We start from the raw sequence: 25,539 nt of genomic DNA, 5'->3' as shown, positions 1-25,539 counted from the left end.
AAGTTAAAAAAAACATGTTTTTTATATAAAACATTGTGTTTTAGGTTTTGAATATAGAAAATAAAGTGGAGGTAATGCGGATGCCAATTAGTCATTTAAAAGGATTATCGATTCATTATCAAGAATCAGGTGAAGGACAAGCCCTTGTAATTTTACATGGCTTAGGAAATAATTCTCAGTCATGGAAGCATCAATTAAGTGAATTGAAGGAACAGTATAGAGTAATTGTTTGGGATGCTCCAGGTTATGGTGGGAGTTCCGATTTACAAGAGGAGTTCCGTGAATTTTCCGAGTTTGCTAATGTTCTTAAAGAGTTTTTGGATAGTCTAGGGCTAGATTCAATCTATTTACTAGGGCATTCAATGGGATCGGCAATTGCAATTGATTTTACAAACCGTTTTCCGTATATGGTTGATGCGTTAATTATTTCAGATGCAACACGTGGAGCAGCTGGATTAAGTAGAGAAGAAAACGAGAAAAAACTTCAAAACAGATTAAACTCCATTGAAAATTTACATCCGAGTGAACTAGCCAGAAAAAGAGTTAAAGCATTACTTGCGCCAAATGCATCGGCTGAGGTTATAAAAGAGGCTGAACGTATAATGTCACAAGTACGTCTATCTGGTTACCGTTCTGTTTCCTACTCTTTATCAAACTTAAACCAAATGGAGATTCTGTCTTCAATATCTGTTCCAACACTTGTCATGTGCGGAGAGTTAGATCAAGTGACGCCAATAAGTGAATCACAAATATTTCACGAGTTAATTCCAAATTCAGAATTTGTTATCGTTCCAAATACAGGGCATTTATGCTATCAAGAAGATCCTAAAATATTTAATCAATCCGTGTTAAACTTTTTAAAGAAACAAACGATAAGTCAAAAATAGAATTGAATCTATGTATTAGGAGAGGTTTGCTCGATGGATAATGTAGAAAAAGAAAAATATAGCGCCAATTCTTTAGTTAGAGGGTTAGAAATTATTAAGCTTTTTAATGAGGAACATCCTAGTTTGTCACTTTCTGAGATTGCAAAAAAGTTAGGGGTAAGCAGGACAGTACCTTATCGATTACTTTATACACTGCAGTCGATTGGATACTTAACACAGGATGAAAATACGAAACAATATTCGTTAACCCCAAAGGTTCTTGAATTAGGTTTTAGTTATATAAATAGCTTGAAAATACCTGAAATTGCACAACCTTATATGGAATCATTACGTGATGAAATAGGTGCTTCTTGTCATTTGTCAATTTTAGATGGACATGAAGTAGTTTATGTAGGGAGTGCTCCGGTTAGAGGGGTATCAGCAGTCAATGTCAATATTGGGTTAAGACTACCAGCTCATGCAACTGCAAATGGAAAGCTACTTCTTGCATACGAGCCAAAGGAAAGTCTTATGCAACTGTTCCAAGTTACAAATTTAACACCTTATACAGATAAAACGTTAACGACGCCTGGAGAGTTTATGGATCAATTAGAAAAAATACGTCAAAATGGATACTCTATGACTAGCGGAGAATTTCATCAAGGTATTCATTCGATTGCTGCACCTATTTACGGTAGAACAGGAAAGGTATTGGCGGCACTGAATATCGTAGCGACTGAATTATCTTATCAAGAAGATTTCATGAATAAAGTTGCATTGCCTAAACTTCTAGATGTCTCTGTTTTGCTATCAAACTATATGGGCTTCAATGGCAGAGTTTCAACTCAGGTAAAATAGTTCAAGTTAAAAATATGGGTTCCCAAACTAAGGGAATCCATATTTTTTTTCAAAAAAAACAAGTTATAAACCTTGGAAATACAGTAATTTTTTATATTTAACTTTTATGACATATCAAAATTTTCTAAAAACAATGTTGACACAAAGAATAATTCATCCTAGAATTATTTTATAGATAAAACAATGTTTTGTATATAAAACACGAAAAGTGTTCGATACAAAACATTTTGTTTAAAAAGAACAACAATACAGGGAGGATTTTAAAAATGACAAATGAAACTTTTTCAGTTACAGAATTTGAAAAAAAATACGTGGCTCGCTTAGAAGACCGTACGCTAGATTGGAATGTTTTAAAGTTTCAAGAGGAAATTGATCCTAGATATAAGCGTGCTCAAATGCGTTATATTGGACGCGGTGCGACAGCGAATAATGATTCAAATGTAATTACAGCAGAACATTTTACATTAAGTACAATGGTTCTACCTCCTGGTTGTATTGGACCTTTACATCTCCACGATGATGTAGAAGAAGTATTTTTCATTCTTGAGGGAGAAGTAACTGCTTTAATTCAAGAAGTTGGTAAAGACAAAGTACATGAAATTAAATTAAAAGCTAGAGATTGTATCAGCTCTCCTCCTGGCGTTCATCGAGGCATTAGAAATGATGGAGATACTGAAGCACGAATGTTAGTTATGCTTGGCGCAGTGAAACCAAACCTTCCAACCTATCCAGAAGGTAGCGCGCTTGAAGAACTTCGTAAACAACGTGCTAAAGAAAGAGAAGCAATCATCAAAGGTTAATTTAAAAAAGGGTCAGCTACATTTTGATTAAATTGTAGCTGCCTTTTTCAATAGAGTTAAAAAGAAAGCGCTTTATATAGATGGATTGGGAGGGATTGTTGGTGCTAGGAATTACTCATTTAAGACATATAAGTTTGATCACACCAAACTTTGAGGAACAAGTGAACTTTTACGAAAAAGTTTGGGGTTTAGATCGTGTAAATGTTTCGGATGACAATATTGCATATTTTAGAGGGGCAGGACCAGAGCATCATATACTAAGCCTTCGAAAAGGCGATAAATGCGGTTTGCATCATATTGCATTTGGAATGGTCGATAAAAATGCAGTAGATCGTGCAGCAGAAATCTTACACTCAAAAGGTGTACATATTGTTGAAGAGCCAGGTTATTTGGATGAAGCTGGTGGAGGATATGGACTTCGATTTGTTGATCCAGAAAACCGTGTAATTGAACTTTCTGCTTGGGTAGAGGTTCAAACATCGATTTGGACTAATAAAAACGTTGATCCAGTGAAATTAAACCATGTAGTAATGAACACAAAAGATTTAGATATGATCGTGGAGTTTTATACAGATGTGCTTGGATTCAAAGTGACAGATTGGAGTGAGCACAAAATGTCCTTCTTAAGGTGTAATCGAAAACATCACTCGATTGCATTTAACCAAGATGCACACTCTTCAGTTAATCATATTGCTTACGAGGTTGATTCAGTGGATGAATTGATGCGAGGCATTAGTAATGTAAGGAAAGCGGGATTAAGTGAGTTATGGGGTCCAGGTCGACATGGTCCTGGTAATAATATCTTTTGTTATTTTCAAGATCTCGGTGGATTTGTCATGGAATACACCTGTTATCTTGAAACAATTGAAGATGAGGCTGAATGGAGAGCGCGAGTTTGGAAACGTGTACCACATCTAATGGATCAATGGGGAATTGCTGGTCCACCAAAACCAGAAGCTCGTAAAGCTATGGGCGGAGAGCCTGATACTGGCTGGGTAGATACAACGGTTAAAGTACTTTAAAAATTTTAAATAAAAAAAGCTTTAAGTATCAAGAAACATGAAAGCTTTAATAAGGGGTGACGGGATGGATCTTGGGTTAAAAGGAAAAGTAGCAGTAATTATGGGTGGCACCTCTGGTGTTGGCCTGAAGACGGCTGAATTATTTTTAGGTGAAGGCGCTAAAGTAGCAATTTGCGGAAGAAGCAAAGAGCGTGCAGATAATGCATTAAATCATTTACTCTCATATGGCAAAAGCGAAGATCTATTTGCATCTACCTGTGATGTTACATCAAAAGAGGAAGTTAACTCGTTTATTCAACAAACAGCAGAAAAGTTTGGTGGGATTGATACGTTAGTGAATGCAGCTGGTCAAAGCGTTATGGGGCATTTTTTCGATATTACAGATGAACAGTGGCAGGAACAAATCCAATTAAAGTATTTCGCAATTATTTATGCAGTTCGTGCAGCTCATCCTTATTTAGTAAAAAGTGGAGGAGGCCGAATTATTAATATAAATGCAACTTTAGCAAAAGAGCCTGAGCGTCATATGGTAGCAACAGCAGCGACACGTGCAGGACTTTTAAATTTAAGTAAAACGTTGTCTCAAGAATTAGCATCCGACAATATTTTAGTAAATTCAGTAAGTCTTGGATTAATTCGGACAGATCAATGGGAACGAAGAAGATTGAAAAATGCTCCTGATATGGATCCCGAAGAATATTATAGAGATCTTGCGATAAAAAGAAATATTCCACTAGGTCGAGTAGGTGAAGCGGAAGAAGTTGCTAGTGTTATTGTTTTTCTTGCTTCAGACAAAGCGAGTTATGTAGCCGGTTCTACAATTGAAACTGCAGGTGCAATCGGTAAAGCACTTTAAATAAATCATTAGACAAAGGTAGGATACTAAGATGAAAAATCAAGAAGAGATCGTATTTACTACTGCGGATGCCGTCGTAAAAGAGTTAGTTCAAGCAGGCGTAGAAGTCGCTTTTGGAATCGTAAGTATTCACAATATGCCCATCTATGACGCGATTTTAAGGGATGGAAGTATAAAGCTAATCTGTTCACGTGGCGAAAGTGGAGCAGTAAATATGGCAGATGGCTATGCACGTGCGACGGGAAAATTAGGTGTTGTTATTACTAGTACAGGAACAGGAGCTGGAAACGCTGCTGGTTCATTAGTAGAAGCATGGGCAGCTGGAGTTCCACTACTTCATCTGACTGGAGAAGTAGCATCACCTTATCTTGGTACAGGTAAAGGGTACATACATGAATGCAAAGACCAGCTTTCAATGATGAGCGGTGCTTGTAAAAATGCTGTAAGACTTAGAAGACCAGAACAAACAGCTGGTGTAGTAAGAAAAGCAATTGAAGAAGCATTAACTGCTCCAACAGGACCAGTTAGTTTAGAAATTCCGATCGATTTTCAATCAGCAATTATCGAGGACGTTTCAATCGATAAAGTACAGGTAGATGTTTTTAAACCGCAAATTACTGCCGTTATACCAGAAATCGCAATATCAAAAATTTTAGAAGCACATCGTCCAGTTATTTGGGCTGGTGGCGGTGTTATTTCTGCAAATGCCTCAAAGGAGTTAACAAATTTAGCAGAAATTCTTGGAGCTGCTGTCATTACTAGTCAATCTGGAAAGGGTTCGATACCAGAAAATCATGAGCAATGTATAGGGCATTTTGCAGCCAATGAGTCGACGAAAGAGTTTTTGAGAAATGCAGATTTACTGATTAGTGTAGGTGTACGCTTCAGAGGAAATGAAACTTCTAACTGGAAAGTCCCTGTTCCAGAAGAACATATTTCGATTGATGCAGATTTTAATGCAATTAATCGTAATTATAAAGCAACAGTTGGGTTAGTCGGAGATGCAAAAGATATTTTATCAGCTCTAATAAATAAAATCGATGAAAAGTCTATTTCGGTTTTACCTTCTTATATAGAAGAAGTACGTTCATTAAGAAATGAAGTGCGAGGACAACTTCGTAAAACACTTGGTCCGTTTGAACAATTTGTAGATGGAATGAGAGAGAATTTACCAAGAGATACGATTTTAGTTCGAGATGTGACAGTACAAGCAAATGTCTGGGGTAGTAGAATATTCGACATTTATGAACCGAGAACATCTATTCACGCATCCGGTGGCGGGATCGGTCAGGGTCTTCCAACAGCTATAGGAGCTCAATTGGGTTGCCCTCATCAAACGGTCGTATTAATGGCTGGAGACGGTGGGTTTATGGTTAATGTTGGGGAAATGGTGACCGCAGCTGAAGAAAATCTTCCTATTATTGTTGTGTTATTTGATGATTCAGGCTATGGGGTTCTTCGTAATATTCAAGAAGCGGCATACGGTCGCCAAGTAGCAGTGAATTTATTAAGTCCTGATTTTGTAAAACTAGCTGAGTCAATGCATTTTGAAGCAGCACGTATCGGCTCAGGAGACGAATTTGTTAATGAACTAAAGAAGGCATCTGAAAGAAGAAAGCCAACAATGATCGTTGTAGATATGGAAGCAGTTGGACCGATGGCAAAACCTTTTGGTGGACCTCCAGGAGCAGCTGAAAGCTTTAAGCCCAAAAAATTATAAAGGAGATTCAATATGATTTCGACATATCCAGTTGTATCAGGAAGATATCTCATAAATGGTGAATGGAAAGAAAGTAATGAAATATCAAATATTATTAATCCTGCAAATAAGTCGGAAGTAATCGGCAAAGTTGCATTATGTACTGAGGAAATTGTAAACGAAGCAATTAATGCAGCAGCGAATGCATATAAACTTTGGTCGCAAAGTGAGATTCAGGATCGTGTAGAAAGAATGAAGGCAGCAGCGCAGGAACTTTCTAAAATCATTGAAGAACATGTTTCATTATTTGTTCGTGAAAATGGCAAAACGCTAGTAGAAGCTAAAAAAGACTTATTACGCTGTGTTGAAGTAATGAATGGTGGAGCAGATGAACTACTTAAATGGTGGAATCCAGAATTACTTCCTGGAAATCAAAAAGTTCAAGTAAGAAGAAGAGCCAGAGGGGTTACTGCAGTAATTACTCCTTGGAATTCGCCTATGATTTTAACATTTAAGCGAGTGATTCCTGCTGTTTTAGCAGGGAATACTGTTGTCGTAAAACCTGCGACAAATTGTCCACTTACTATTATGGCTTGTTTAAAAGTAGTGGCTGAACATTTTCCACCTGGTGTAATTAATATTGTAACAGGTTCAGGAAAAATGATTGGTGACAAGCTTTGTTCCGATTCACGAGTTCGTACAATTGCTTTTGTCGGAAGTACACAAACAGGTAAAGATATTATGAAAAAGTCTTCTGGTAATCTTCAAAAAGTATATATGGAGCTTGGTGGGAATGACCCGGCGATTATTTTAGAGGATGCAAACTTAGATGAAGAAGCTATTAAACGATTAAGAATGAGTATTTTAAAAGCGGCTGGCCAAGTATGTTCGGCTATTAAGCGCGTATATGTACATGAATCTAGATATGTTGAATTAGTAAAAAAACTAAAGAAAGAATTTGAGCGTATTGTTGTAGGTGATGGTATTCAACCTGATGTAACAATGGGCCCATTAAATAATAAAGCTCAGTATGACTATGTTAATGGATTGATCGAGCGTACGGAAAAAGCAGGTGCAAATGTGATAACAGCTGGAATTCAACTGAATCCTGAAATGTGGGATCAAGGATACTACATTTTACCAACAATCGTAACAGGTGTTGACCAGCAAAGTGAGATCGTTCGTGTAGAACAATTTGGACCAGTAATTCCTATTCTACCTTTTTCAACTATTGACGAAGTTATCAAACTAGCAAATGATAGTGAATTTGGCTTAAGGGCCTCTGTTTGGACTGAAAACGAGGAATTAGCAGTTGAAATGGCAGATCGATTAGAAGCAGGTGCAGTTTTTCATAATAACCATACCATCTTTAGTGATTTAGCATTGGATTTCCCAGGGTTAAAAGAGAGTGGTGTTTCAAGGGAAACGAGACATTGTGGATTGGAATTCTTTGCAGATTCATACGGATTTGCAAATTAAGGATGGTGAATAAACATGAAACTAGGTCTAATTGGCTGTGGGAATATTGGTCAATTTCTTCTTCAAGCAATTAATAAAGATGGAATGTTACCAGGTGGGAAGATTGTTTCAATTTATACACGTTCCGAAGAATCCGGCGCTCAATTTGCTAAAGAATTTGAAACAGAAGCTTATCAAAATGTAGAGGCGTTGCTTCTTTCTGATATAGATTTAGTCATTGAAGCTGCAACAGTTGAAGCTGCAAGGGAGTACGCTATAAAAGTTCTTGAAGGTGGAAAAGACTTATTGTTAAGCAGTATTGGGGTCATGGCTGATTCCGCTTTTGAAGAAGAGATTCGAAAAGTTTGTACAAGAAATGGTGTAAATATTTTCTTACCTTCAGGAGCAATCGGTGGATTGGATATTTTAAAGTCAGCAAAAGCTGTGAATGGTCTAGAAACTGTTTCAATTACAACTAGAAAACCACCTGGAGCATTATCGAAAGAAGTATTAGAAAAAGAAACAATTTTGTTTGAAGGCTCTGCGGCTGAAGCAATTAAGTTATATCCAAGAAATATTAATGTGGCAATAGTATTATCCTTAGCTGGACTTGGTGCTAACAATACGAAAGTGAAAATTATTGCTGATCCAATTGCGATAAAAAATAGTCATTTGATTGAAGCATCTGGTGAGTTCGGAAAACTTAAACTTGAGATTGAAAATGATCCAATGCCAAATAATCCTAAAACAAGTTATTTAGCGGCGTTAAGCGTTTTGGCAAAGTTACAAAACAAAGATAAATATGTACAAGTTGGGTAGAGAGTCAAAATATGAAAGGAGAGTGCTGTGCATGATTAAAACAGAAAAAACTTTAGATGAATTATCAAAAGAGCAACTAGTAAATTACTTAAACGAAACCGTTAAACCAGATGAAGGAGTCATTCCTGCATATCTTCTAGGAGATAAATCCGTTTACGAATTAGAACATGAAAAAGTATTTTTAAAAACATGGGTTTTTCTTGGACATGAATCTGAAATTCCAAGTCCAGGGGATTTTATGACTCGTGAGCTTGCAGGATATTCAATCATTATCTCGCGCGAAAGTATGGGAGAAATCAATGCATTTTACAATATGTGTACACATCGTGGCATGAAGCTGTGCCGTGCTGATAAAGGAAACAAGACTTTATTTACATGTCCATATCACGGATTTAACTTTAAAAATACTGGTGAACTTGTTGGAGTACCGCTTCAAAAAGATATTTATGGTGAGAGACTTGACCGGGCAAAAATGGGTCTTCACCAAGTGAAGCTAGAATCATATAAAGGACTTTTATTCGGAAATTGGAACGAAAATGCAGAGCCTCTTGAAGAGTTTCTCGGCGATTTTAAGTGGTATTTAGATATCGTAGTAGGGCGTGCTGAGATGGAAGTAATTGGAGCTCCGCAACGTTTTATTGTTAAATCAAACTGGAAGGTCGGTTCTGATAATTTCGTAGGTGATTCATACCATACGATGGTTACTCACGGTTCAATTGCAAAATTAGGCATGGTCCCAAACGCAACATATTCGAAGCGCGGTTTTCAAATTCACACTGAAAACGGACACGGATTAAACCTTGGAACTCCAAACCCAGACTTTGCTTTCCCTGAAGAATTGAAAGATGAGTATAAAAGTAACTTGTCAGAAGAACAATATGAAGTTCTATCAAACTTAAAAAATATGATTGGAAATGCTTTTCCGAATATGTCATTTTTAATATCTCACACAAAAATTAAGGGCGAATTAATTTCGAATACTTCAATTAGAATGTGGAGACCAATTAGTCACAATAAAATGGAAGTAATTGCATGGATGCTAGTAGAAAAGAATGCTTCTCAGGAATGGAAGAATCGATCAAGAGATTCCTTTATCTTAACGTTTAGTCCATCTGGTATTTTTGAACAGGATGATACTGAAGTGTTCACAGACATAACGGAAGCAGCTCAAGGCCCAATGCCATTTCAAAAGAATTTAACTTATAACTACACAATGGGACTACATCGTGACCCTGTCGATTTTATCGGACCTGGGGTAGCTTATGATGATAAATTTACAGAAGCGAGTCAGCGCAATTTTTATCAATACTGGCTTGAATTAATGACAAAGTAACAATGGAAGGAGGAAGAAAAATGAATGTTGAAAAGTTATTAGCAAAATTAGAATTTGAACAGTGGTTAATTGATGAAGCAAAATTACTTGATGATATTGAATTTGATGATTGGTTTAGTTTAATGCATTCGAATTTAATCTATCAAATGCCTGTACGCGTAAATAAAGAAGGAACTGAACGCCCAGACTATTCTACTGAAATGTTTACTTTTAATGATGATATTGAATTATTAAAGCTTCGAGTAGATCGATTGAAAACTGACTATGCGTGGGCTGAAATTCCTCCTTCAAGAACCCGCCGTTTTGTAAGCAATGTTAGCGTAAAGGAGCTAGTTCAAGAAGAGAAGGCAGTAGTTAATAGTTATTTACTGATCTATCGTAGTCGTAGCACAGATATTCACCATGATCTAATTTCTGGAGAACGTCATGACGAGTTTACATATGAAGATGGGAAGTGGAAGCTTTCCAGGAGAGTATTTATTGTAGACCAAACAACAATTAATACTAGAAATCTTGCAATCTTTGTTTAATAAAAGAAAAAGGAGGCTAAGTGATGTTATTAAAAGATAAAGTAGTGTTAATTACAGGAGGAGCATCTGGAATAGGAGCAGCCGTTACAAGAAGATTCGTTCAAGAGGGAGCAAAGGTCAGTATAGTAGGTCGATCACTTGAAACACTAGAGCATATGAAAGAAGAATTACATGACAATCTCCTTATCATTCAAGGTGACGTAAGCAAATACGAAGACAATGAGCGAGCTGTAAAAGCGACTGTTGAACAGTTTGGTAAACTAGATGTATTTATTGCGAATGCAGGCGTTTTCGATGGCTTTGCAAAATTTGCTGATGTGACACCCGATGCGCTATCAGATGCATATGATTACCTTTTAAATATAAACGTAAAAGGATCATTTTTTGGTGCAAAAGCAGCTTTAGAGGAATTACAAAAAACAAATGGGAATATTATTTTTACTGTATCTGGTGCAAGCTTCTACCCAGACGGCGGTGGAGTTTGGTACACGGCTAGTAAGCATGCTCAAATCGGATTAATGCGTCAGCTTGCTTTTGAATTAGCACCAAATATACGTGTAAATGCAGTAGCGCCAGGAGGGACTTTAACAGCACTAACTGTCATCCCACCTTTACGTACTTTCACTAAATCCGTCGATAATGATACAAAAGCAAGTAATATAAAAAGAAGAAATCCACTTCAACTAGCACAAATGCCTGAAGATCACGTTGCAGCATATGTACTTTTAGCATCTGACCAGTCACGTGCGATCACTGGTGAAGTCATTTCTAGTGATGGCGGATTATCGGTTCGTGGGCTTGGTTAAGGAATTTTTGATAAAGAATAGGGTGTCTCAAAAGGGTGACTTTTACGGGGCACTCTCTTTTTTATTAATGGTAGTAGTTCAAATCGTATATATGATGAGTCGGCAAAATCTCTCCTTATGTTCAAGAAGGGATACGGGCTTCACGTTCGAAGTTCATAGTAACCCATTGATTTTATTTCGATGGCATTATAAAAAACACCTTTCCTTGAGCAACTAAACTGTCATTTTGTTGAATAAAAATAGAGCTGCCAAAGCAACTCTAGTAGTTCAACTAACGCACTGCTTTAGTTGAATAAGGATACTAATTACCTTGTGTTTTTTTCAAATAATCACCGTAATAATCTGCTTTATCTAAGTCATCATATTTTGGTGTAGCAATTATTGTATAGTCTTTATTTTTGTCTACTTTAAACAATGCATATGTATCTAATTCATCTTTCGATGAAAACTCTTCACCATAATCTACAACTAAAATTTCGATGTTATATATCCCTTCTGTTAATATTCCACTCTTTTGAAATTCTTTTGCTACGTCTTTTGCTTTAGGCACTTTAGAAACTTTATTCCCATTTTTATTTAAATCATATTCAAACAAAAAATTCACTACTCCCATATATCTTGAATTAGTGTTTCTTGGGTCCGTTGGTTGTAAGGTTGGTATTAATTCATTTGTGTTTATTGTTTTTGTCTTTTTAAACTCATCGACCATTTCGTCCCAATAAACTAGATTTAGTTCAATGTTTTCGTATGGATATGGAAATGTTGTTGAACCTGAACCTATTACTACTTTATTAGGAACTTTTGTAAAACCATAGTGTTTAACTAGATGTTTCATTTCCTTTATAACTTCAGGATGTTGCTCTATATACGCACCTTTGAATAGTTCTAAAAAGATGTCATCACTTTCATCTTCTAAAATTTTTAATGAATCACGTTCTAGTTGTAAATACGCAAACGAACGATAAGGTTCTTTAATTTCAATGTGTGTTTGATGGTCTATTCCTTCAAACCAATTATCATCTGTATCTATCACTGTAAATTTGTCAGACAAGCCATAATTTGTTTTTAAATAATTATTTATTGGTTTTTGAACATCTTCTTTTGAAACACAGCCACTAAGCGTTATTGTCAGTGTACCCACAAATATTAGTCGCCTAATTTTATTTATATTCATCATTTTTATTCCTACATTTCTTAAATTTTTAATAAAAAAATTATAACATTTTCTTATTAAACTAATCTGCCATTTACTTGAATAAGGAAAACGGTTTTTTAAGACAATGCATTCAATGCTAGTTTAAAAATTCTTAAGAAAGTAAATAAAAACGCCAAACGCTTCTGCGGCAGGGTACTGTTTTTATGTGTTTATATCTAGCTATGTATTATTTTATACGCAGTTGGTTTAAAACATTTTGTAAAGGAAAATACAACTATCGTATTCACATAATTTTTGTATAAAACCAACCACACAAAGAGGCCTATAAAATTCTCCTTATAATGATATAAAAGAGGAATCTTATAGGCCATTTATTTAAAAAAATATAAAAATTACTGTCTGCAATTAATTAAAACCAAGAACGTCTTCTACTGCTTTTTATCATATTCCACATTTCTTTTTGGTGATCAGGATCTTGTGGGTTTACGTTACAATTCATTAGCCATTGAGCCGCGTTTTCACGTTGTTCCTCAGTTATGGATACACTGCAGCAATCCGATAGTCGGTCAATCATATGACATGCGCCTTCTCGGCTTTTTAAATCATTTTTGCGATATGAACGAAGAATACTATAAATACGTGGAAACTTGCGAGGATCACAAACTTTACCACAAAATTCTCTCATTAAGCTTGGGTCAAGATTTCCCATAAAGCCACTCCTTTATTGTTTAAACCATTAACTAAAATGACATACACACAAATATTTTTTCAACAATGTATTATATGCCGTCAAAGAAAATAAGGACGAGGCGTTTAACTAGATATCGCAAATTAGTCACTTGTCTCATATTTTTTTAGATAATGACTTAAAGTCAATAAGGGCCAAATATAACGATAGCTATGATAATTTATATAAAAATGACCTGGTAATCCTCCACCTGTTGGATAGGTCAATCGCTTATCATGGGTCTTTAACCAGTTCAAAATGTTTGCTATTCCATCATCAATTTCACTAGTAGGATAATCGTTGATCGAAATGAGTGTATCGACAGCCCATGATGTATGAACAATTGTCGAATAAGAAAGAGGGATATACTTTCTTTCTATGTCGCTTTTACAAGACTCACCCCATCCACCATCATCCTTTTTTATAGTAAGTAGCCAGTCGTTAGCTTTTTGAATACTTGGGTGGCTTGAGGGGATACCAACTTCTTTCATACCAGTAATAGCGGCCCACGTTCCATAAATATAAGAAATTCCCCAGCGGCCGTACCAGGAACCATCCTCGTGTTGATGATTGATTAACCAATTAACTCCATCTTCAATTCTTGGATGAACCATATTTAACTTTAATTTGGATCCTAGAAATTCGATTGTTCGACCAGTCAAATCTGCTGTAGATGGATCAACTGCAGTATCAACGAAATTTTGGATAGGGAAGATGATCTTTAAGTATTTGCTACTGTTTTTTTCAAATGACGCCCATCCGCCGTCTTTATTTTGCATATCAAGTAACCATCTCACTCCAGCGTTCCAAGATTTTCGATAATCGTCTTCTATTAAAGAGATAGCAGTTGTCGCTCTTAAGACTGCTTGCGTATCATCTACATCTGGATTTTGGGTATTGCTGTCGGAAAATCCCCATCCTCCTAAACAAATCCTATGATCTTTCTGAACTACTGTATGTTGGAGAGAGACTAAGAAGTTAGAAGCGGACGCGATTGCTTTATCATTTATTGGCACACCTGCTTCCTGCAATGCGTAACTAGTAAGTGCTGTATCCCATATTGTCGAAGGGGAATTTTGGATATGAAGGGAATCTTCCAATTCAAAGAGGAAAGATTTTATACCTAAAACAGCATTTTGAATTATAGGGGAAGTAACTTGATAGCCTAATGAAAGAAGGGCATAAATTCCAATAAAAGTTGCGCTGGCATAACTAGATAAAGTCCCATCTCCTTCAATATTTTGAAGAATATACTGTTCGGCCTTTTTAATAGCCACTTTGGATAATGATTTAGTAAAAGGCATTTTAATATTTGCGAATTTCCGCTTTTTACTAATCTCTTTGAACTTATTGTTTGTAAACAAATGTTGTATTGTAGGCGTCCATTTATTTTTAATCGTAAACTTTTTATTTCCCAATATTAAAAGTGGGGCAAAGTGGAATCGAACATAAGAACTAAATTTAAAGAAGGACAAAGGAAAAAACTTTGGCAAATTCATTAAAAGGAGAGGAACTGGAAAAAACCTAGGCCATGGATACAATTCATGTAAAGCAAGCATAAATTTTGTGGAGATGTGTACGCTTTCCAATCCCCCATTTTGACGAATGAACGCTTCTGCTTTCTTCATTTTTTCATCAGAAATCTCTATATAATTCGAGAATAATAGTGCAGTGTAAGCCTCAACAGTTACTGATAAATTACCTGAGTCATCATCAAAAAGCTTCCAAGCCCCACTTGAGTCTTGCTTTATTAATAAACGATTTACTAGTTTCTTAATTAATTCTTCATCATGACATTCAATCGTTCTTAAAATAATAATCATATAGGCATCTGTCATAGGACCACTTTCGAAACAATATCTCCATGATCCATCATCACTTTGATCTAATTTAATTTTATCTACTAGACTATCAATTTCAGCTCTAACTTTCTCTGATAAATCCATTTTTAATCTTCACCGCCAACTGATTGTGATACATATTCTTTTACGTTAAAAATTATAAATTGGCAGCAGGGAATCTTAATCGACTTTTTTGCCAATTTTTGGAGTTAAGTATAAGTGCAACTGCGCCTCTGACTCCACCTAAAAGGATCGTCAGTCGGCGAGTTTTCTTTATATAGATATGTAGATGGCTATCAATTGGGGCGGGCAACTATTTGTACAAATAGATTGTTGTGAAGTTAAATAACTAATTAAATTTTTAAATACAGGGGTTAAGTGTAAAAAAATAAAAAGGAAGTATGTCAGAAAGCAAGAATACTAAAAAATACCCTCTATTTAAATTTCCAATATTTAGTAGTGTGGCTTTTTGCGTTTTATATAAGGAAGGGTGGGGATAAAAAATGGAAAGAGATTATTTAATTAAACCATTACTTGGACAGTATTACCCTATGATTTCTCATGGAAAGGGTGTTTACCTATTTGATAAAGATGGTAATCGGTATATTGATGGTTCATCTGGTGCAATTACTGTAGGAATTGGTCATGGTGTTGAAGAAATCATTGATGTAATGACTGAACAAGCAAAACAAGTATCTTTTGTTTATCGTTCACAGTTTACTAGTGAACCTGCTGAGAAGCTAGCAAAGAAGCTGAGTGAAATCACTCAAGGTGATTTAAACTGGACGTTCTTTGTTAATAGTGGTACTGAAGCAACAGAAACTGCTATGAAACTAGCGATACAGCATTACCAAGAAAAGGGAATGAAGGGGAAAAATAAAATCCTCTCACGCTGGATGAGCTACCATGGTATAACAATTGGCGCATTATCTATGTCGGGTCACCCTTTACGTCGCCAACGATTTGTACCAATCTTGGAAGAGTACCCTTCAGTTTCACCACCGTATTGTTATCGTTGTCCTTTTAACTTAGAGCACCCATCCTGTGATTTAGCGTGTGCATCTGAATTAGAAACAGCCATTGATCGAATTGGCCCTGAACATATTGCAGCATTTATTGCTGAACCAATTATCGGTGCTGCAGGTGGTGCGATTGTACCATCTAAAGGTTATTACCAAAGAATTAAAGCTATTTGTGAAAAGTACGATATTTTGCTGATTTCCGATGAGGTTATGACTGGCCTTGGACGTACTGGAAAAATGTTTGCAATGGAGCATTGGGGTGTTCAACCTGATATCGTTACGCTTGGAAAAGGATTAACATCTGGTTATACACCAATGGCTGCAACGATTGCTAGCGATCGAGTTATTGAACCAATTATGCAAGGTTCAAAGGTTGTAATGAGTGGACATACTTTTAGTGCTAACCCACTATCAGCTGCTGTTTCATTGGCCGTTATTGAATATGTTGAGAAACATAATTTAGTACAGGCCGCAGAAGAAAAAGGTAATTATCTGATGAATAAACTCCAAGGTTTAAAGGAGAAGTTTTCATTCATAGGAGATGTTAGAGGAAAAGGTTTGTTAATCGGCATTGAATTTATTCAAGATATAAAATCAAGTTCCTTTATTCAAAAAGTAATGTGTAAGGGGTTACTTTTATATCCTTCCGTTGCTGGAAAAAACGGAAAAGAAGATTCGGCTTTCATGATTGCACCACCTTTAACGATTACTTATGAAGAACTGGATGAATTGCTTCAAATTCTTACAGAGAGTTTAAAAGAATTGGAAATGGAACAATCTCAACTAATCTATGCAGCTGAGGGGGAAATCGTATGAATTTAGTTGGAAATACGTATAAAAAAATAGCAACAGTGGAACAAATTCTTCAATTTTTTCATGACGACATGACACTAATGGTTGGAGGATTTGGAGGAGTCGGTTCGCCACCAACCTTACTTCAAACATTATTTGAAAGTGGAGTTAAGGATCTTCACTTGATTTGCAATGATACTGGATTTCCGGACATTGGCATCGGAAGAATGGTAAGGAATGAAAGAATCAAGTCAATTGTGACATCCCATATAGGATCGAATCCGTTTGCAGGAAAATTAATGACGGAAGGTAAGCTTAAAGTAGAATTTTCTCCGCAAGGTACTTTAGCAGAGCGTATCCGAGCTGGAGGAATGGGGCTTGGAGGAGTATTAGTAGATGTAGGACTTGATAGTATGGCAGAAGACGGTAAAGAGAAGGTATCTGTAAAAGGTAGACAATATCTAGTTGAAGAAGCTCTTAAAGCAGAAGTCAGTATTATTTTTGCAAAGAAAGCTGATCCATTTGGAAATTTGGTTTTTGATAAGAGTGCAAGAAATATGAATCCACATATGGCTATGGCAGGAGATATTACGATTGTAGAAGCGGAAGAAATAGTTCCACTTGGATCGTTGAATCCTGAGGAAATCGTAACTCCAGGTGTGTTTGTTGATTACATAATTTCATCAGAAGGAGTGAACTGGAAATGGGCATGGGAATAGACTTTCGTCAAAAAATTGCAATGCGAGCTGCTAAGGAAATAAAAAACGGAATGATCGTAAATTTAGGGATTGGAATTCCATCCATTGTTCCAGATTACTTACCGGAAGATGTACATGTTATGTTCCATGCGGAAAATGGCGTTATGGGAATTGGACCAAGTCCCGAAAAAGGAAAAGAAGATGAAAATTTATGTAATGCAGGTGGTTTCCCGATTACTGTTTTAAAAGGTGCTAGCTATTTTGATAGTGCTACTGCTTTTGGCATTATACGAAGAGGTTTACTAGATTTAACGGTTTTAGGGGCATTACAAGTTAGTGAAAAAGGGGATTTAGCAAACTGGATTGTACCTGGAAAGCGCGTACCAGGAATAGGTGGAGCGATGGATTTAGCTCAAAAAGCTAAAAGAGTTATTGTCGTTATGAATCATACCGATAAAGCTGGGAATCCAAAAATTGTGAAAGAATGTAGTTTGCCATTAACTTCTAAATCTTGTGTAGATTTAATCATAACGGAAATGGCTGTTATTGAAGTAGTCAACAACAGTTTAGTGCTTAAAGAACTAATGAGTCCATATACTGTAGAGGACGTAATCGAAAAAACTGGTGCGAAATTAGAAATTAGTACGGATTTAAAAATGTTTATATAGAAAAGGGTGAAGAGGATGAGTCATTATAAAAAAGTTATTCAAGATTATATAAGCAATCATAAGGAAAAAACAATTGATCTTCTTAAACAGCTAGTAATGGAAAATAGCGTGTCTGGTAATGAGAGTAAGGCACAAGCAATTGTCCTTGAAAAATTGAGAGAACTTGAATTGGACTTAGACGTATGGGAACCAGATTTAAAAGAAATGAAAGAGCATCCTTATTTTATTTCAACTAGAGACAGTTTTACTGGTAGTCCTAATATTGTCGCTACGCTTAAAGGAACGGGCGAAGGAAAGTCCATGATTTTAAATGGACATATAGATGTTGTTCCAGAAGGAAATATTCAGCAATGGACTTATCCTCCTTTCAGTGCAACAGTAGTAGATAACAAGCTTTATGGACGTGGGTCAACTGATATGAAAGGCGGAAATGTTGCACTAATTTTAGCAATTGAAGCAATAAAAAGAAGTGGAATTACACTAAAAGGTAATGTTTATTTTCAAAGTGTAATTGAGGAAGAAAGTGGTGGCGCGGGTACACTTGCTACAATATTGCGAGGATATTCAGCTGATGGTGTTATTATCCCTGAACCAACAAATATGAAGTTTTTCATTAAGCAACAAGGATCAATGTGGTTCCGTCTTAAGGTAAAAGGTAAGGTAGCACATGGGGGGACTCGTTACGAAGGTGTAAGCGCTGTCGAAAAAAGCGTACTTATCATTCAACAAATCCAAAAACTTGAGCAATTACGAAATGAACGAATAGTTGATCCGTTATATGATGGAGTACCGATTCCGATTCCAATTAATATAGGGACAATTCATGGTGGAACATGGCCATCTTCTGTATCTGATCTAGTAACTTTAGAAGGAAGATTCGGTGTAGCACCAAATGAAAGATTAGAAGATGCGAAAATTGAATTTGAGAATTGGATTGATCATATTAAAAATCTTGATGATTGGTTCGTAGAAAATCCCGTAGAAGTAGAGTGGTTTGGAGCAAGATGGGTTCCAGGTACTATTGAAGCTGATAGTGAATTAGTGCAAACTTTGCAACGAAACTATCTTGAAACAATGAAACAAAACCCAGTAGTTGAAGCTGCACCATGGGGTACTGATGGTGGATTATTTACACAAATTTTAAATATCCCGATGATTGTTTTTGGACCGGGGGAGACAAAAGTAGCTCACTACCCAGATGAATTTATTGATTTAGATCAAATGTTTTTAGCAGCAGAAATCATTGCCTGTACATTAATTGACTGGTGTGGAGTTGAGGGCCAACAACATGAAGGTGAGGGAGCATATGAAAACGAAAAAGTATTATGAATCAATTAAAGTTCAACAAGAAAATTATTATTTTGAAGGTGCTTTAGATTATTTTAATGAACGAATTCGGGTTGATTTTTACTTAGGAAATGTATCACTACTAATCGAGAGAATAGAAAAACTAGCAAAAGAAAATAAATTTACTAAGCTAATTATTAAAGCAAGAAGTGAACATTTATATGCCTTCTTACAATCAGGATATATGATTGAATCTGCACTGAAAGGCTATTTTCAAGGTAGTGATGGCTTTTTTGTTACGAAATATGCTAGCCAGGATAGAAGAAATAGTCTTTATTGGACTGCTGGAGATGATATTTTAGATGCGGTTTTAAAGAGTGACAGGTCAAAAGAAAAAGTAATTCCTGACGGTTATGTTTTACGAAGAGCTGAAAAAAATGACTCAAATAAACTTGCTAAATTATATGGCCAAGTTTTTAAGGTATACCCTACACCTTTAAATGAATCCGCTTATGTTGAAAAAACGATGGATGAAGGGACTATTTATTGGGTTTATGAGAAAGATGGAAATATTGTAAGTGCAGCATCTGCTGAAGTGGACTTCAGTCAAAGAAATGCTGAGTTAACAAATTGTGCAACCCTTGAAGAGCATCGTAAGCATGGATTGATGAAGGAGCTAATGAAGAAGTTAGAACAGGATTTAGGAAGCCAATCAGTTTATTGCTCTTATACGATCGCGCGAGCATTATCATATGGAATGAACGCAGCCTTTCATCAATTAGGTTATAAGTATACTGGAAGAATGACAAACAACTGCTATATCTTTGATAAATTAGAAGATATGAATGTATGGGTGAAGGATCTTTCAAAAGTAGTCTTTTAATGTCAAACTGCCGAAAAATGAGCGTCAAATTGCCAAGTTTTCGGCAGTGGAAGGATGGTTATGAAATGAACGCAACAATTCCAACTAATCAAATGATTAGTGCCATATTAAATAGTATCGATGAAGCAATTCACGCAGTCGACAAAAATGGAATGACTATATTTTATAATCAAGTTGCGGCTGACCATGACGGTGTTTCTGTTGAAGAAGTTCTGGGAAAGCATGTACTAGAAGCTTTCCCTTCTTTAACGAAAGAAACAAGTACCTTACTCACAGTACTAGAAACAAGGAAATCGATTATTCAACAGCCTCAACGCTATGAAAATATTAAAGGTCAATTCATTGATACAGTTAACACGACAATCCCAATCATTTTGGATGATCAACTGATTGGTGCTGTTGAAATTGCAAAGGATTATTCAACTATTAAAACACTTGGCGAGAAGGTTTTAGACTTACAAGCGAGAATTAAACCACAAGTTAAACAAGGCAAAACTAAACAAATTTATTCATATACGATATCAGATATATTAACGGATGATCCTGCTTTATTAGCTGTTAAAAATCAGGTTGAGAAGGTAGCAAATGCAGGCTCCGCAGTACTGGTAGTTGGTGAAACTGGAACTGGAAAAGAACTTTTTGTACAGTCAATTCACCATAGTTCAAATAGAAGTGAAGGCCCTTTTATTGCTCAAAACTGTGCTGCTTTACCGGAATCATTACTGGAAAGTATATTATTTGGTACGACAAAAGGTAGTTATACGGGAGCAATCGATCGAGCAGGTTTATTTGAACTTGCTGATGGTGGAAGCTTGTTTTTAGATGAGTTAAATTCGATGCCATTAGAGCTCCAAGCAAAGCTACTAAGAGTATTAGAGGATGGAGTTGTTCGCCGGATAGGTGATCAAAAGACCCGTAAAGTGAATGTAAGGGTAATCGCTGCAATTAATGAATCACCTTTAGATTGCGTTCAGAACGGTATCATGCGACCGGATTTATATTATCGTTTAAATGTGTTTTCTTTGTTCATACCACCGTTAAGAGAAAGGAATTATGATATCGAGTTACTCACGTCTCATTTTGTTGAACAATTTAATGAACGTTTCTCAAAGAATATTCGAAATGTAGAGCATACTGTATTTGAGTTATTCCACCAATATAATTGGCCTGGAAATGTCCGAGAACTAAAGCATACGATTGAACATGCTATGATTATGGCAGAAGGGCATACCCTTACAGTTAAACATCTTCCGATTCAACTACAACAAATTAAGAAAAGCACTGAAACAAAAGGAGTTCAGCCTTTACGTACTGCAATGCAGGAAATGGAAATTTCACTTATTAAACAAGCATTGCTACAAACGAATTCTAATATTCAGCAGGCTGCAGCGCTACTTGAAATACCAAGGCAAACTCTTCAATATAAGATTCAAAAGTTAAATATCGTAGTATAAACTACTTTTTAATCCTCTAAAAAATCTAGTTTTTGCACTTCATACAATAGCCAAGCCGCCTAATTTTAGGCGGTTTTATAATTATAGCTTCATTATAGATCGATCAAAACTTAAGATTGTAACTTTAAAAAATAAAATAACAGGCTGAATAGTTTGAATTTTCTATATTTGTGGCGTTTTTATTAAATAATTGTAAATTTTTGGCACGACTCTTGCTTTATATTAAAACAAACAGTTTGAAAGGGGATGTAAGTATGGTAAATGCAGTCTATGCACCTAAAAGACATTGGAAAGAAGTTGAGTTGTGGAAAGATGTAACAGAAGAACAATGGAATGATTGGGTTTGGCAACTTACAAACACCATCAAATCACTGGATGAGTTAAAGCAAATTATCAACCTCACGCCAGACGAAGAAGATGGGGTACGAATTGCGACAAAAACAATTCCACTAAACATTACCCCATATTATGCATCGTTAATGAATCCGGATGACCCACGTTGTCCAGTTCGTATGCAATCAGTACCAATCTCTGCGGAGATCCATAAAACTAAGTATGATTTAGAGGACCCTCTTCATGAGGATGAAGATTCTCCTGTTCCAGGTTTAACACATCGTTATCCAGATCGTGTACTATTTTTAGTAACAAATCAATGCTCAATGTACTGTCGTTATTGTACTAGACGTCGCTTCTCAGGACAAATTGGAATGGGAGTGCCAAAGAAACAACTTGATGCTGCTATTAACTACATTAGCAAAAATCCTCAAGTGCGTGATGTACTTATTTCAGGTGGAGACGGTCTTTTAATTAACGATAATATTTTAGAGTATATTTTAAAAAATTTACGTGAAATTCCACATGTGGAAATTATCCGTATTGGTACAAGGGCACCTGTAGTGTTCCCACAACGAATTACTGAAAATCTTTGTAATATCTTAAAGAAATATCATCCAGTTTGGTTAAATACTCACTTTAATACTTCAATTGAAATTACAGAGGAATCAAAACGAGCTTGTGAAATGCTTGCAAATGCTGGTGTACCGTTAGGAAACCAAGCCGTAATCTTAGCTGGAATTAACGACAGTGTACCAATTATGAAAAAGCTAATGCATGATTTAGTTAAAATTCGTGTTCGTCCATATTATATTTATCAATGTGATTTATCAGAAGGAATTGGACACTTCCGTGCGCCTGTTTCAAAAGGTTTAGAAATTATGGAAGGATTACGTGGCCATACTTCTGGATATGCAGTACCAACATTTGTAGTAGACGCACCGGGTGGCGGAGGAAAAATTTCTCTTCAACCAAATTACTTAATTTCTCAAAGTGCTGATAAAGTTGTTCTTCGTAACTTTGAAGGTGTAATTACTACTTATCCAGAACCACAAAATTACGTACCAGGTAGAGCAGAAGCATACTTTAAAGAAATTTATCCTAATATGGACGAAAAGCGTTCTAATGCAGGAATCGCGGGATTAATGAATGAAACAAAATTCAATCTTGTACCAGAAGGTTTACAACGTATGGAAGTACGTAAAACATATGCAACAAACCCAGAGCATGCTTCTTTGAAAGATAAGCGCGATAAACGTGACGAATTAAAAGAAAAGAAATTCCAAGCACAGCTTACAAAAATCCAAGTTAGTGAAAAGCTAGTAGGAAGTGCGCAAGGAGACGCTGAATGATGAAATGTCAGTGGTGTGAATCAGCTAACATAGTTGAATCAACAAATACGGTCTACTGGGAACTTCCTGATGGTACGAAAGCAATTGAGATTAAAGAAACTCCATGTATCCTTTGCTTAGATTGTAAAATAACATATCAAACAGATGATACTGTTGGTGCAATTGAGGAGCAATTATACTTAATCGACACAAAGCTGCTTGGTAAAACAACTTCATATAATGAGTTGATCCAGCAGCAAAGATTATTAAAGAGGAATTACTTTGATTTTTCCAAATAAGAAATGAGAAGCGACTATTCGCTTCTCATTTTCTCTAATGTTCAAGCTTTTCCTAATTCTTCCAATGGACATTAAAAGCAGAAAATGATCGAATCCAAAAAACGACTGAAAAGGAGTATTTTAATGAAAAATACGGTAAATACAATAACAGTCATTGATTCTAACAACCATATTCCTTCTATGCCTCAAGAGTTAAAGCGTGGATTAAAACCTCGTCATATCACAATGATTTCACTAGGGGGAACAATTGGAACAGGTCTATTTTTGGCAAGTGGAGGAGCAATCCATAATGCAGGACCAGGTGGTGTTCTGGCGGCTTATACAGCAATTGGAATAATGGTGTACTTTTTAATGACAAGCCTTGCTGAGATGGCAACATATATGCCAGTTGCTGGATCTTTTAGTACATATGCAACAAAATTCGTTGATCCTGCACTTGGTTTTGCGCTTGGCTGGAATTACTGGTATAACTGGGCAATTACAATAGCAGCTGAACTAGCTGCAGTTACGATGGTTATGAAATTCTGGTTACCACATACATCCTCACTCTTATGGAGCTCATTATTTTTAGCTATTATCTTTTTGTTAAATTACCTGTCAGTCAAAGGGTTTGGGGAATCTGAATACTGGTTTTCTATTATAAAAGTTGTTACAGTTATCATTTTTTTAATTTCTGGATTTTTAATGATTTTTGGAATTATTGGGGGAGAAGCAGTAGGGTTTAAAAATTTTACAGTTGGTGATGCTCCTTTTCATGGAGGATTCATGGCGACACTCGGAATCTTTATGGCAGCTGGATTTTCTTTCCAAGGTACCGAGTTACTAGGGATAGCAGCTGGGGAGAGCGAGGAGCCTGAGCGAAATATACCTCGTGCGGCTCGCCAAATATTTTGGCGTATTTTATTATTTTACGTATTATCTATAGTTGTAATAGGTCTGCTAATACCATATACAAATCCTAATTTAGCAAGTGGCGATGTAGCTGTTAGTCCATTTACGCTAGTTTTTGATAAAGCTGGCATTGCATTTGCAGCATCTGTAATGAATGCAGTCATCTTAACGGCAGTTTTATCAGCTGGAAACTCAGGAATGTATGCTTCAGCTCGAATGCTGTGGGATATGGCTCGCCAAGGGAAAGCTCCAAAGGCATTAGGTAAGTTAAATAAAAGGGGTGTACCTGTTAATGCATTAATCATTACAGCGGCAGTCGGTACATTAGCGTTTTTAGCTTCTCTATATGGTGACGGAGTTGTTTACATTTGGTTACTTAATGCTTCAGGTATGTCTGGTTTTATTGCTTGGCTTGGCATAGCGATTTGTCATTACCGTTTCCGTAAAGCCTACGTTGCACAAGGGAAGGATTTAAATGACCTACCGTATAAAGCAAAATGGTTCCCATTCGGACCAATATTTGCTTTCGTACTATGTGGGGTCGTAATTCTTGGACAAAACTATTCAGCATTTATGGGAAATAAGATTGACTGGAACGGTGTACTCGTTTCATATATAGGTCTGCCATTATTCCTTATTTTGTGGATCGGATATAAACTCATAAAAAGAACAAAAATTGTTCGACTTAGTGAGTGTGATTTGGAGAAATAAGCACGTGGACAAGTTTTAGCGTATGACTTTACAGCATTAGCAAAAGCAGTGATTCAAATCTCAGATAAAGATCAGAAAAAATATTTAGTTCGAAGGTAACACTAGATTAGTGATGATTTCAAAATGCACTATCATTCCTGTTTTGGAATAAACTAACAGAGAATATAGTAAAAAGTACCCTGTTCATTATAAGTATGTAGTAATCTTATACTCTTACAGAATCAAAAAATAAAAATATCTTGTTTATAAATATGATATTTTTTATAATTATCTGTATCTTATAAGTAAAAGGATTGTTACTGCAATGCAGGCAAAACCTAGATGATCAATGTCCTAATATTAGGCATTGGTTGTTTAGGTTTTTTTTAACGATAGATGTAGTAAAATTGACCTGCAAAA

Annotated in this window: 23 protein-coding genes; 20 read left to right on the top strand and 3 right to left on the bottom strand. The window is 36.0% G+C overall.

Annotated elements, in window-relative coordinates; translation table 11 throughout:
• Positions 1–80: 80 nt before the first annotated feature.
• The 11 genes from AN960_RS18605 to AN960_RS18555 all read left to right on the top strand — a co-directional run bounded on the left by AN960_RS18605 (position 81) and on the right by AN960_RS18555 (position 11,047).
• Entirely contained in the window at positions 81–887 is an 807-nt protein-coding gene (locus AN960_RS18605; RefSeq protein ID WP_056474645.1) for an alpha/beta fold hydrolase, read from the top strand.
• 33 nt (positions 888–920) lie between these two features.
• Positions 921–1,724 carry an IclR family transcriptional regulator gene (locus AN960_RS18600; RefSeq protein ID WP_056474642.1) on the top strand — a complete coding sequence of 268 codons (804 nt, stop codon included), beginning with the start codon at positions 921–923 and terminating at the stop codon, positions 1,722–1,724.
• 266 nt (positions 1,725–1,990) lie between these two features.
• Positions 1,991–2,524, top strand: coding sequence for a cupin domain-containing protein (locus AN960_RS18595; RefSeq protein WP_056474639.1), 534 nt, complete (start codon positions 1,991–1,993; stop codon positions 2,522–2,524).
• A gap of 101 nt (positions 2,525–2,625) precedes the next feature.
• Entirely contained in the window at positions 2,626–3,546 is a 921-nt protein-coding gene (locus AN960_RS18590) for a VOC family protein (protein ID WP_082459586.1), read from the top strand.
• A gap of 64 nt (positions 3,547–3,610) precedes the next feature.
• Complete coding sequence (locus AN960_RS18585) at positions 3,611–4,402, top strand: SDR family oxidoreductase (RefSeq protein WP_056474635.1); 792 nt, start codon at positions 3,611–3,613, stop codon at positions 4,400–4,402.
• A 31-nt stretch (positions 4,403–4,433) separates the two neighbouring features.
• Positions 4,434–6,122 (top strand): thiamine pyrophosphate-binding protein, encoded by a 1,689-nt coding sequence (locus AN960_RS18580; protein ID WP_056474634.1) that lies wholly within the window; start codon positions 4,434–4,436, stop codon positions 6,120–6,122.
• A gap of 12 nt (positions 6,123–6,134) precedes the next feature.
• Complete coding sequence (locus AN960_RS18575) at positions 6,135–7,580, top strand: aldehyde dehydrogenase family protein (RefSeq protein WP_056474631.1); 1,446 nt, start codon at positions 6,135–6,137, stop codon at positions 7,578–7,580.
• 15 nt (positions 7,581–7,595) lie between these two features.
• A complete protein-coding gene (nadX, locus tag AN960_RS18570) occupies positions 7,596–8,378 on the top strand; it encodes an aspartate dehydrogenase (protein WP_056474628.1) in 783 nt (260 codons plus the stop codon).
• A 31-nt stretch (positions 8,379–8,409) separates the two neighbouring features.
• Positions 8,410–9,711: an aromatic ring-hydroxylating oxygenase subunit alpha gene (locus AN960_RS18565; RefSeq protein WP_056474625.1), complete on the top strand. Its 1,302-nt coding sequence runs from the start codon at positions 8,410–8,412 to the stop codon at positions 9,709–9,711.
• Between the two features lie 20 nt (positions 9,712–9,731).
• Positions 9,732–10,241, top strand: coding sequence for an aromatic-ring-hydroxylating dioxygenase subunit beta (locus tag AN960_RS18560; RefSeq protein WP_056474622.1), 510 nt, complete (start codon positions 9,732–9,734; stop codon positions 10,239–10,241).
• Positions 10,242–10,264: 23 nt separating this feature from the next.
• Positions 10,265–11,047 carry an SDR family NAD(P)-dependent oxidoreductase gene (locus tag AN960_RS18555; protein WP_056474619.1) on the top strand — a complete coding sequence of 261 codons (783 nt, stop codon included), beginning with the start codon at positions 10,265–10,267 and terminating at the stop codon, positions 11,045–11,047.
• Positions 11,048–11,348: 301 nt separating this feature from the next.
• On the opposite strand, the gene AN960_RS18550 is transcribed toward AN960_RS18555, so the two are convergent.
• The 3 genes from AN960_RS18550 to AN960_RS18540 all read right to left on the bottom strand — a co-directional run bounded on the left by AN960_RS18550 (position 11,349) and on the right by AN960_RS18540 (position 14,876).
• The gene (locus AN960_RS18550) at positions 11,349–12,188 is read right to left on the bottom strand and encodes a hypothetical protein (protein WP_353611588.1); all 840 of its coding nucleotides are present in this window, start codon (positions 12,186–12,188) and stop codon (positions 11,349–11,351) included.
• Between the two features lie 424 nt (positions 12,189–12,612).
• Positions 12,613–12,912, bottom strand: coding sequence for a hypothetical protein (locus tag AN960_RS18545; RefSeq protein WP_056474613.1), 300 nt, complete (start codon positions 12,910–12,912; stop codon positions 12,613–12,615).
• A gap of 122 nt (positions 12,913–13,034) precedes the next feature.
• Positions 13,035–14,876, bottom strand: a complete 1,842-nt coding sequence (locus AN960_RS18540) for a terpene cyclase/mutase family protein (protein ID WP_056474611.1) — start codon at positions 14,874–14,876, stop codon at positions 13,035–13,037.
• Positions 14,877–15,274: 398 nt separating this feature from the next.
• Here AN960_RS18540 and AN960_RS18535 point away from each other — a divergent pair, with 398 nt between their 5' ends.
• From AN960_RS18535 to AN960_RS18495, 9 genes are all read left to right on the top strand, one after another.
• Positions 15,275–16,609 (top strand): aspartate aminotransferase family protein, encoded by a 1,335-nt coding sequence (locus AN960_RS18535; RefSeq protein WP_056474608.1) that lies wholly within the window; start codon positions 15,275–15,277, stop codon positions 16,607–16,609.
• The gene (locus AN960_RS18530; protein ID WP_056474606.1) at positions 16,606–17,304 is read left to right on the top strand and encodes a CoA transferase subunit A; all 699 of its coding nucleotides are present in this window, start codon (positions 16,606–16,608) and stop codon (positions 17,302–17,304) included. Before AN960_RS18535 ends, AN960_RS18530 begins: the two co-directional genes overlap by 4 nt.
• On the top strand, positions 17,289–17,951 hold the full coding sequence (locus AN960_RS18525; RefSeq protein WP_056474604.1) for a 3-oxoacid CoA-transferase subunit B: 663 nt from the start codon (positions 17,289–17,291) through the stop codon (positions 17,949–17,951). The genes AN960_RS18530 and AN960_RS18525 overlap by 16 nt, the downstream gene beginning before the upstream one ends.
• 15 nt (positions 17,952–17,966) lie before the next feature.
• A complete protein-coding gene (locus AN960_RS18520; protein WP_056474602.1) occupies positions 17,967–19,280 on the top strand; it encodes a peptidase in 1,314 nt (437 codons plus the stop codon).
• Positions 19,258–20,121, top strand: coding sequence for a putative beta-lysine N-acetyltransferase (gene ablB / locus AN960_RS18515; protein WP_056474599.1), 864 nt, complete (start codon positions 19,258–19,260; stop codon positions 20,119–20,121). The genes AN960_RS18520 and ablB overlap by 23 nt, the downstream gene beginning before the upstream one ends.
• A 65-nt stretch (positions 20,122–20,186) precedes the next feature.
• Complete coding sequence (locus tag AN960_RS18510) at positions 20,187–21,575, top strand: sigma-54 interaction domain-containing protein (protein ID WP_056474770.1); 1,389 nt, start codon at positions 20,187–20,189, stop codon at positions 21,573–21,575.
• A gap of 254 nt (positions 21,576–21,829) precedes the next feature.
• The gene (gene kamA, locus AN960_RS18505) at positions 21,830–23,260 is read left to right on the top strand and encodes a lysine 2,3-aminomutase (RefSeq protein WP_056474596.1); all 1,431 of its coding nucleotides are present in this window, start codon (positions 21,830–21,832) and stop codon (positions 23,258–23,260) included.
• The gene (locus AN960_RS18500; RefSeq protein WP_056474767.1) at positions 23,260–23,538 is read left to right on the top strand and encodes a YokU family protein; all 279 of its coding nucleotides are present in this window, start codon (positions 23,260–23,262) and stop codon (positions 23,536–23,538) included. Before kamA ends, AN960_RS18500 begins: the two co-directional genes overlap by 1 nt.
• A 180-nt stretch (positions 23,539–23,718) precedes the next feature.
• Positions 23,719–25,140 (top strand): amino acid permease, encoded by a 1,422-nt coding sequence (locus AN960_RS18495; RefSeq protein ID WP_056474764.1) that lies wholly within the window; start codon positions 23,719–23,721, stop codon positions 25,138–25,140.
• Positions 25,141–25,539: the final 399 nt, after the last annotated feature.

Source organism: Bacillus sp. FJAT-25509 (assembly GCF_001420605.1).
In the GTDB taxonomy this organism is placed as follows: domain Bacteria; phylum Bacillota; class Bacilli; order Bacillales; family Bacillaceae_G; genus Gottfriedia.
Note: the sequence above shows the minus strand (reverse complement) of the source record. Positions and strands in the feature narration are given on the sequence as shown.

Coding starts and splice junctions, on each gene's coding strand:
- AN960_RS18580 (WP_056474634.1), top strand. CDS start 4,434: ATGAAAAATCAAGAAGAGATCGTATTTACTACTGCGGATGCCGTCGTA.
- AN960_RS18510 (WP_056474770.1), top strand. CDS start 20,187: ATGAACGCAACAATTCCAACTAATCAAATGATTAGTGCCATATTAAAT.
- AN960_RS18585 (WP_056474635.1), top strand. CDS start 3,611: ATGGATCTTGGGTTAAAAGGAAAAGTAGCAGTAATTATGGGTGGCACC.
- AN960_RS18495 (WP_056474764.1), top strand. CDS start 23,719: ATGCCTCAAGAGTTAAAGCGTGGATTAAAACCTCGTCATATCACAATG.
- AN960_RS18560 (WP_056474622.1), top strand. CDS start 9,732: ATGAATGTTGAAAAGTTATTAGCAAAATTAGAATTTGAACAGTGGTTA.
- AN960_RS18545 (WP_056474613.1), bottom strand. CDS start 12,912: ATGGGAAATCTTGACCCAAGCTTAATGAGAGAATTTTGTGGTAAAGTT.
- AN960_RS18575 (WP_056474631.1), top strand. CDS start 6,135: ATGATTTCGACATATCCAGTTGTATCAGGAAGATATCTCATAAATGGT.
- AN960_RS18520 (WP_056474602.1), top strand. CDS start 17,967: ATGAGTCATTATAAAAAAGTTATTCAAGATTATATAAGCAATCATAAG.
- kamA (WP_056474596.1), top strand. CDS start 21,830: ATGGTAAATGCAGTCTATGCACCTAAAAGACATTGGAAAGAAGTTGAG.
- AN960_RS18535 (WP_056474608.1), top strand. CDS start 15,275: ATGGAAAGAGATTATTTAATTAAACCATTACTTGGACAGTATTACCCT.
- AN960_RS18500 (WP_056474767.1), top strand. CDS start 23,260: ATGAAATGTCAGTGGTGTGAATCAGCTAACATAGTTGAATCAACAAAT.
- AN960_RS18555 (WP_056474619.1), top strand. CDS start 10,265: ATGTTATTAAAAGATAAAGTAGTGTTAATTACAGGAGGAGCATCTGGA.
- AN960_RS18605 (WP_056474645.1), top strand. CDS start 81: ATGCCAATTAGTCATTTAAAAGGATTATCGATTCATTATCAAGAATCA.
- AN960_RS18530 (WP_056474606.1), top strand. CDS start 16,606: ATGAATTTAGTTGGAAATACGTATAAAAAAATAGCAACAGTGGAACAA.
- AN960_RS18525 (WP_056474604.1), top strand. CDS start 17,289: ATGGGCATGGGAATAGACTTTCGTCAAAAAATTGCAATGCGAGCTGCT.
- AN960_RS18600 (WP_056474642.1), top strand. CDS start 921: ATGGATAATGTAGAAAAAGAAAAATATAGCGCCAATTCTTTAGTTAGA.
- nadX (WP_056474628.1), top strand. CDS start 7,596: ATGAAACTAGGTCTAATTGGCTGTGGGAATATTGGTCAATTTCTTCTT.
- AN960_RS18565 (WP_056474625.1), top strand. CDS start 8,410: ATGATTAAAACAGAAAAAACTTTAGATGAATTATCAAAAGAGCAACTA.
- ablB (WP_056474599.1), top strand. CDS start 19,258: ATGAAAACGAAAAAGTATTATGAATCAATTAAAGTTCAACAAGAAAAT.
- AN960_RS18595 (WP_056474639.1), top strand. CDS start 1,991: ATGACAAATGAAACTTTTTCAGTTACAGAATTTGAAAAAAAATACGTG.
- AN960_RS18540 (WP_056474611.1), bottom strand. CDS start 14,876: ATGGATTTATCAGAGAAAGTTAGAGCTGAAATTGATAGTCTAGTAGAT.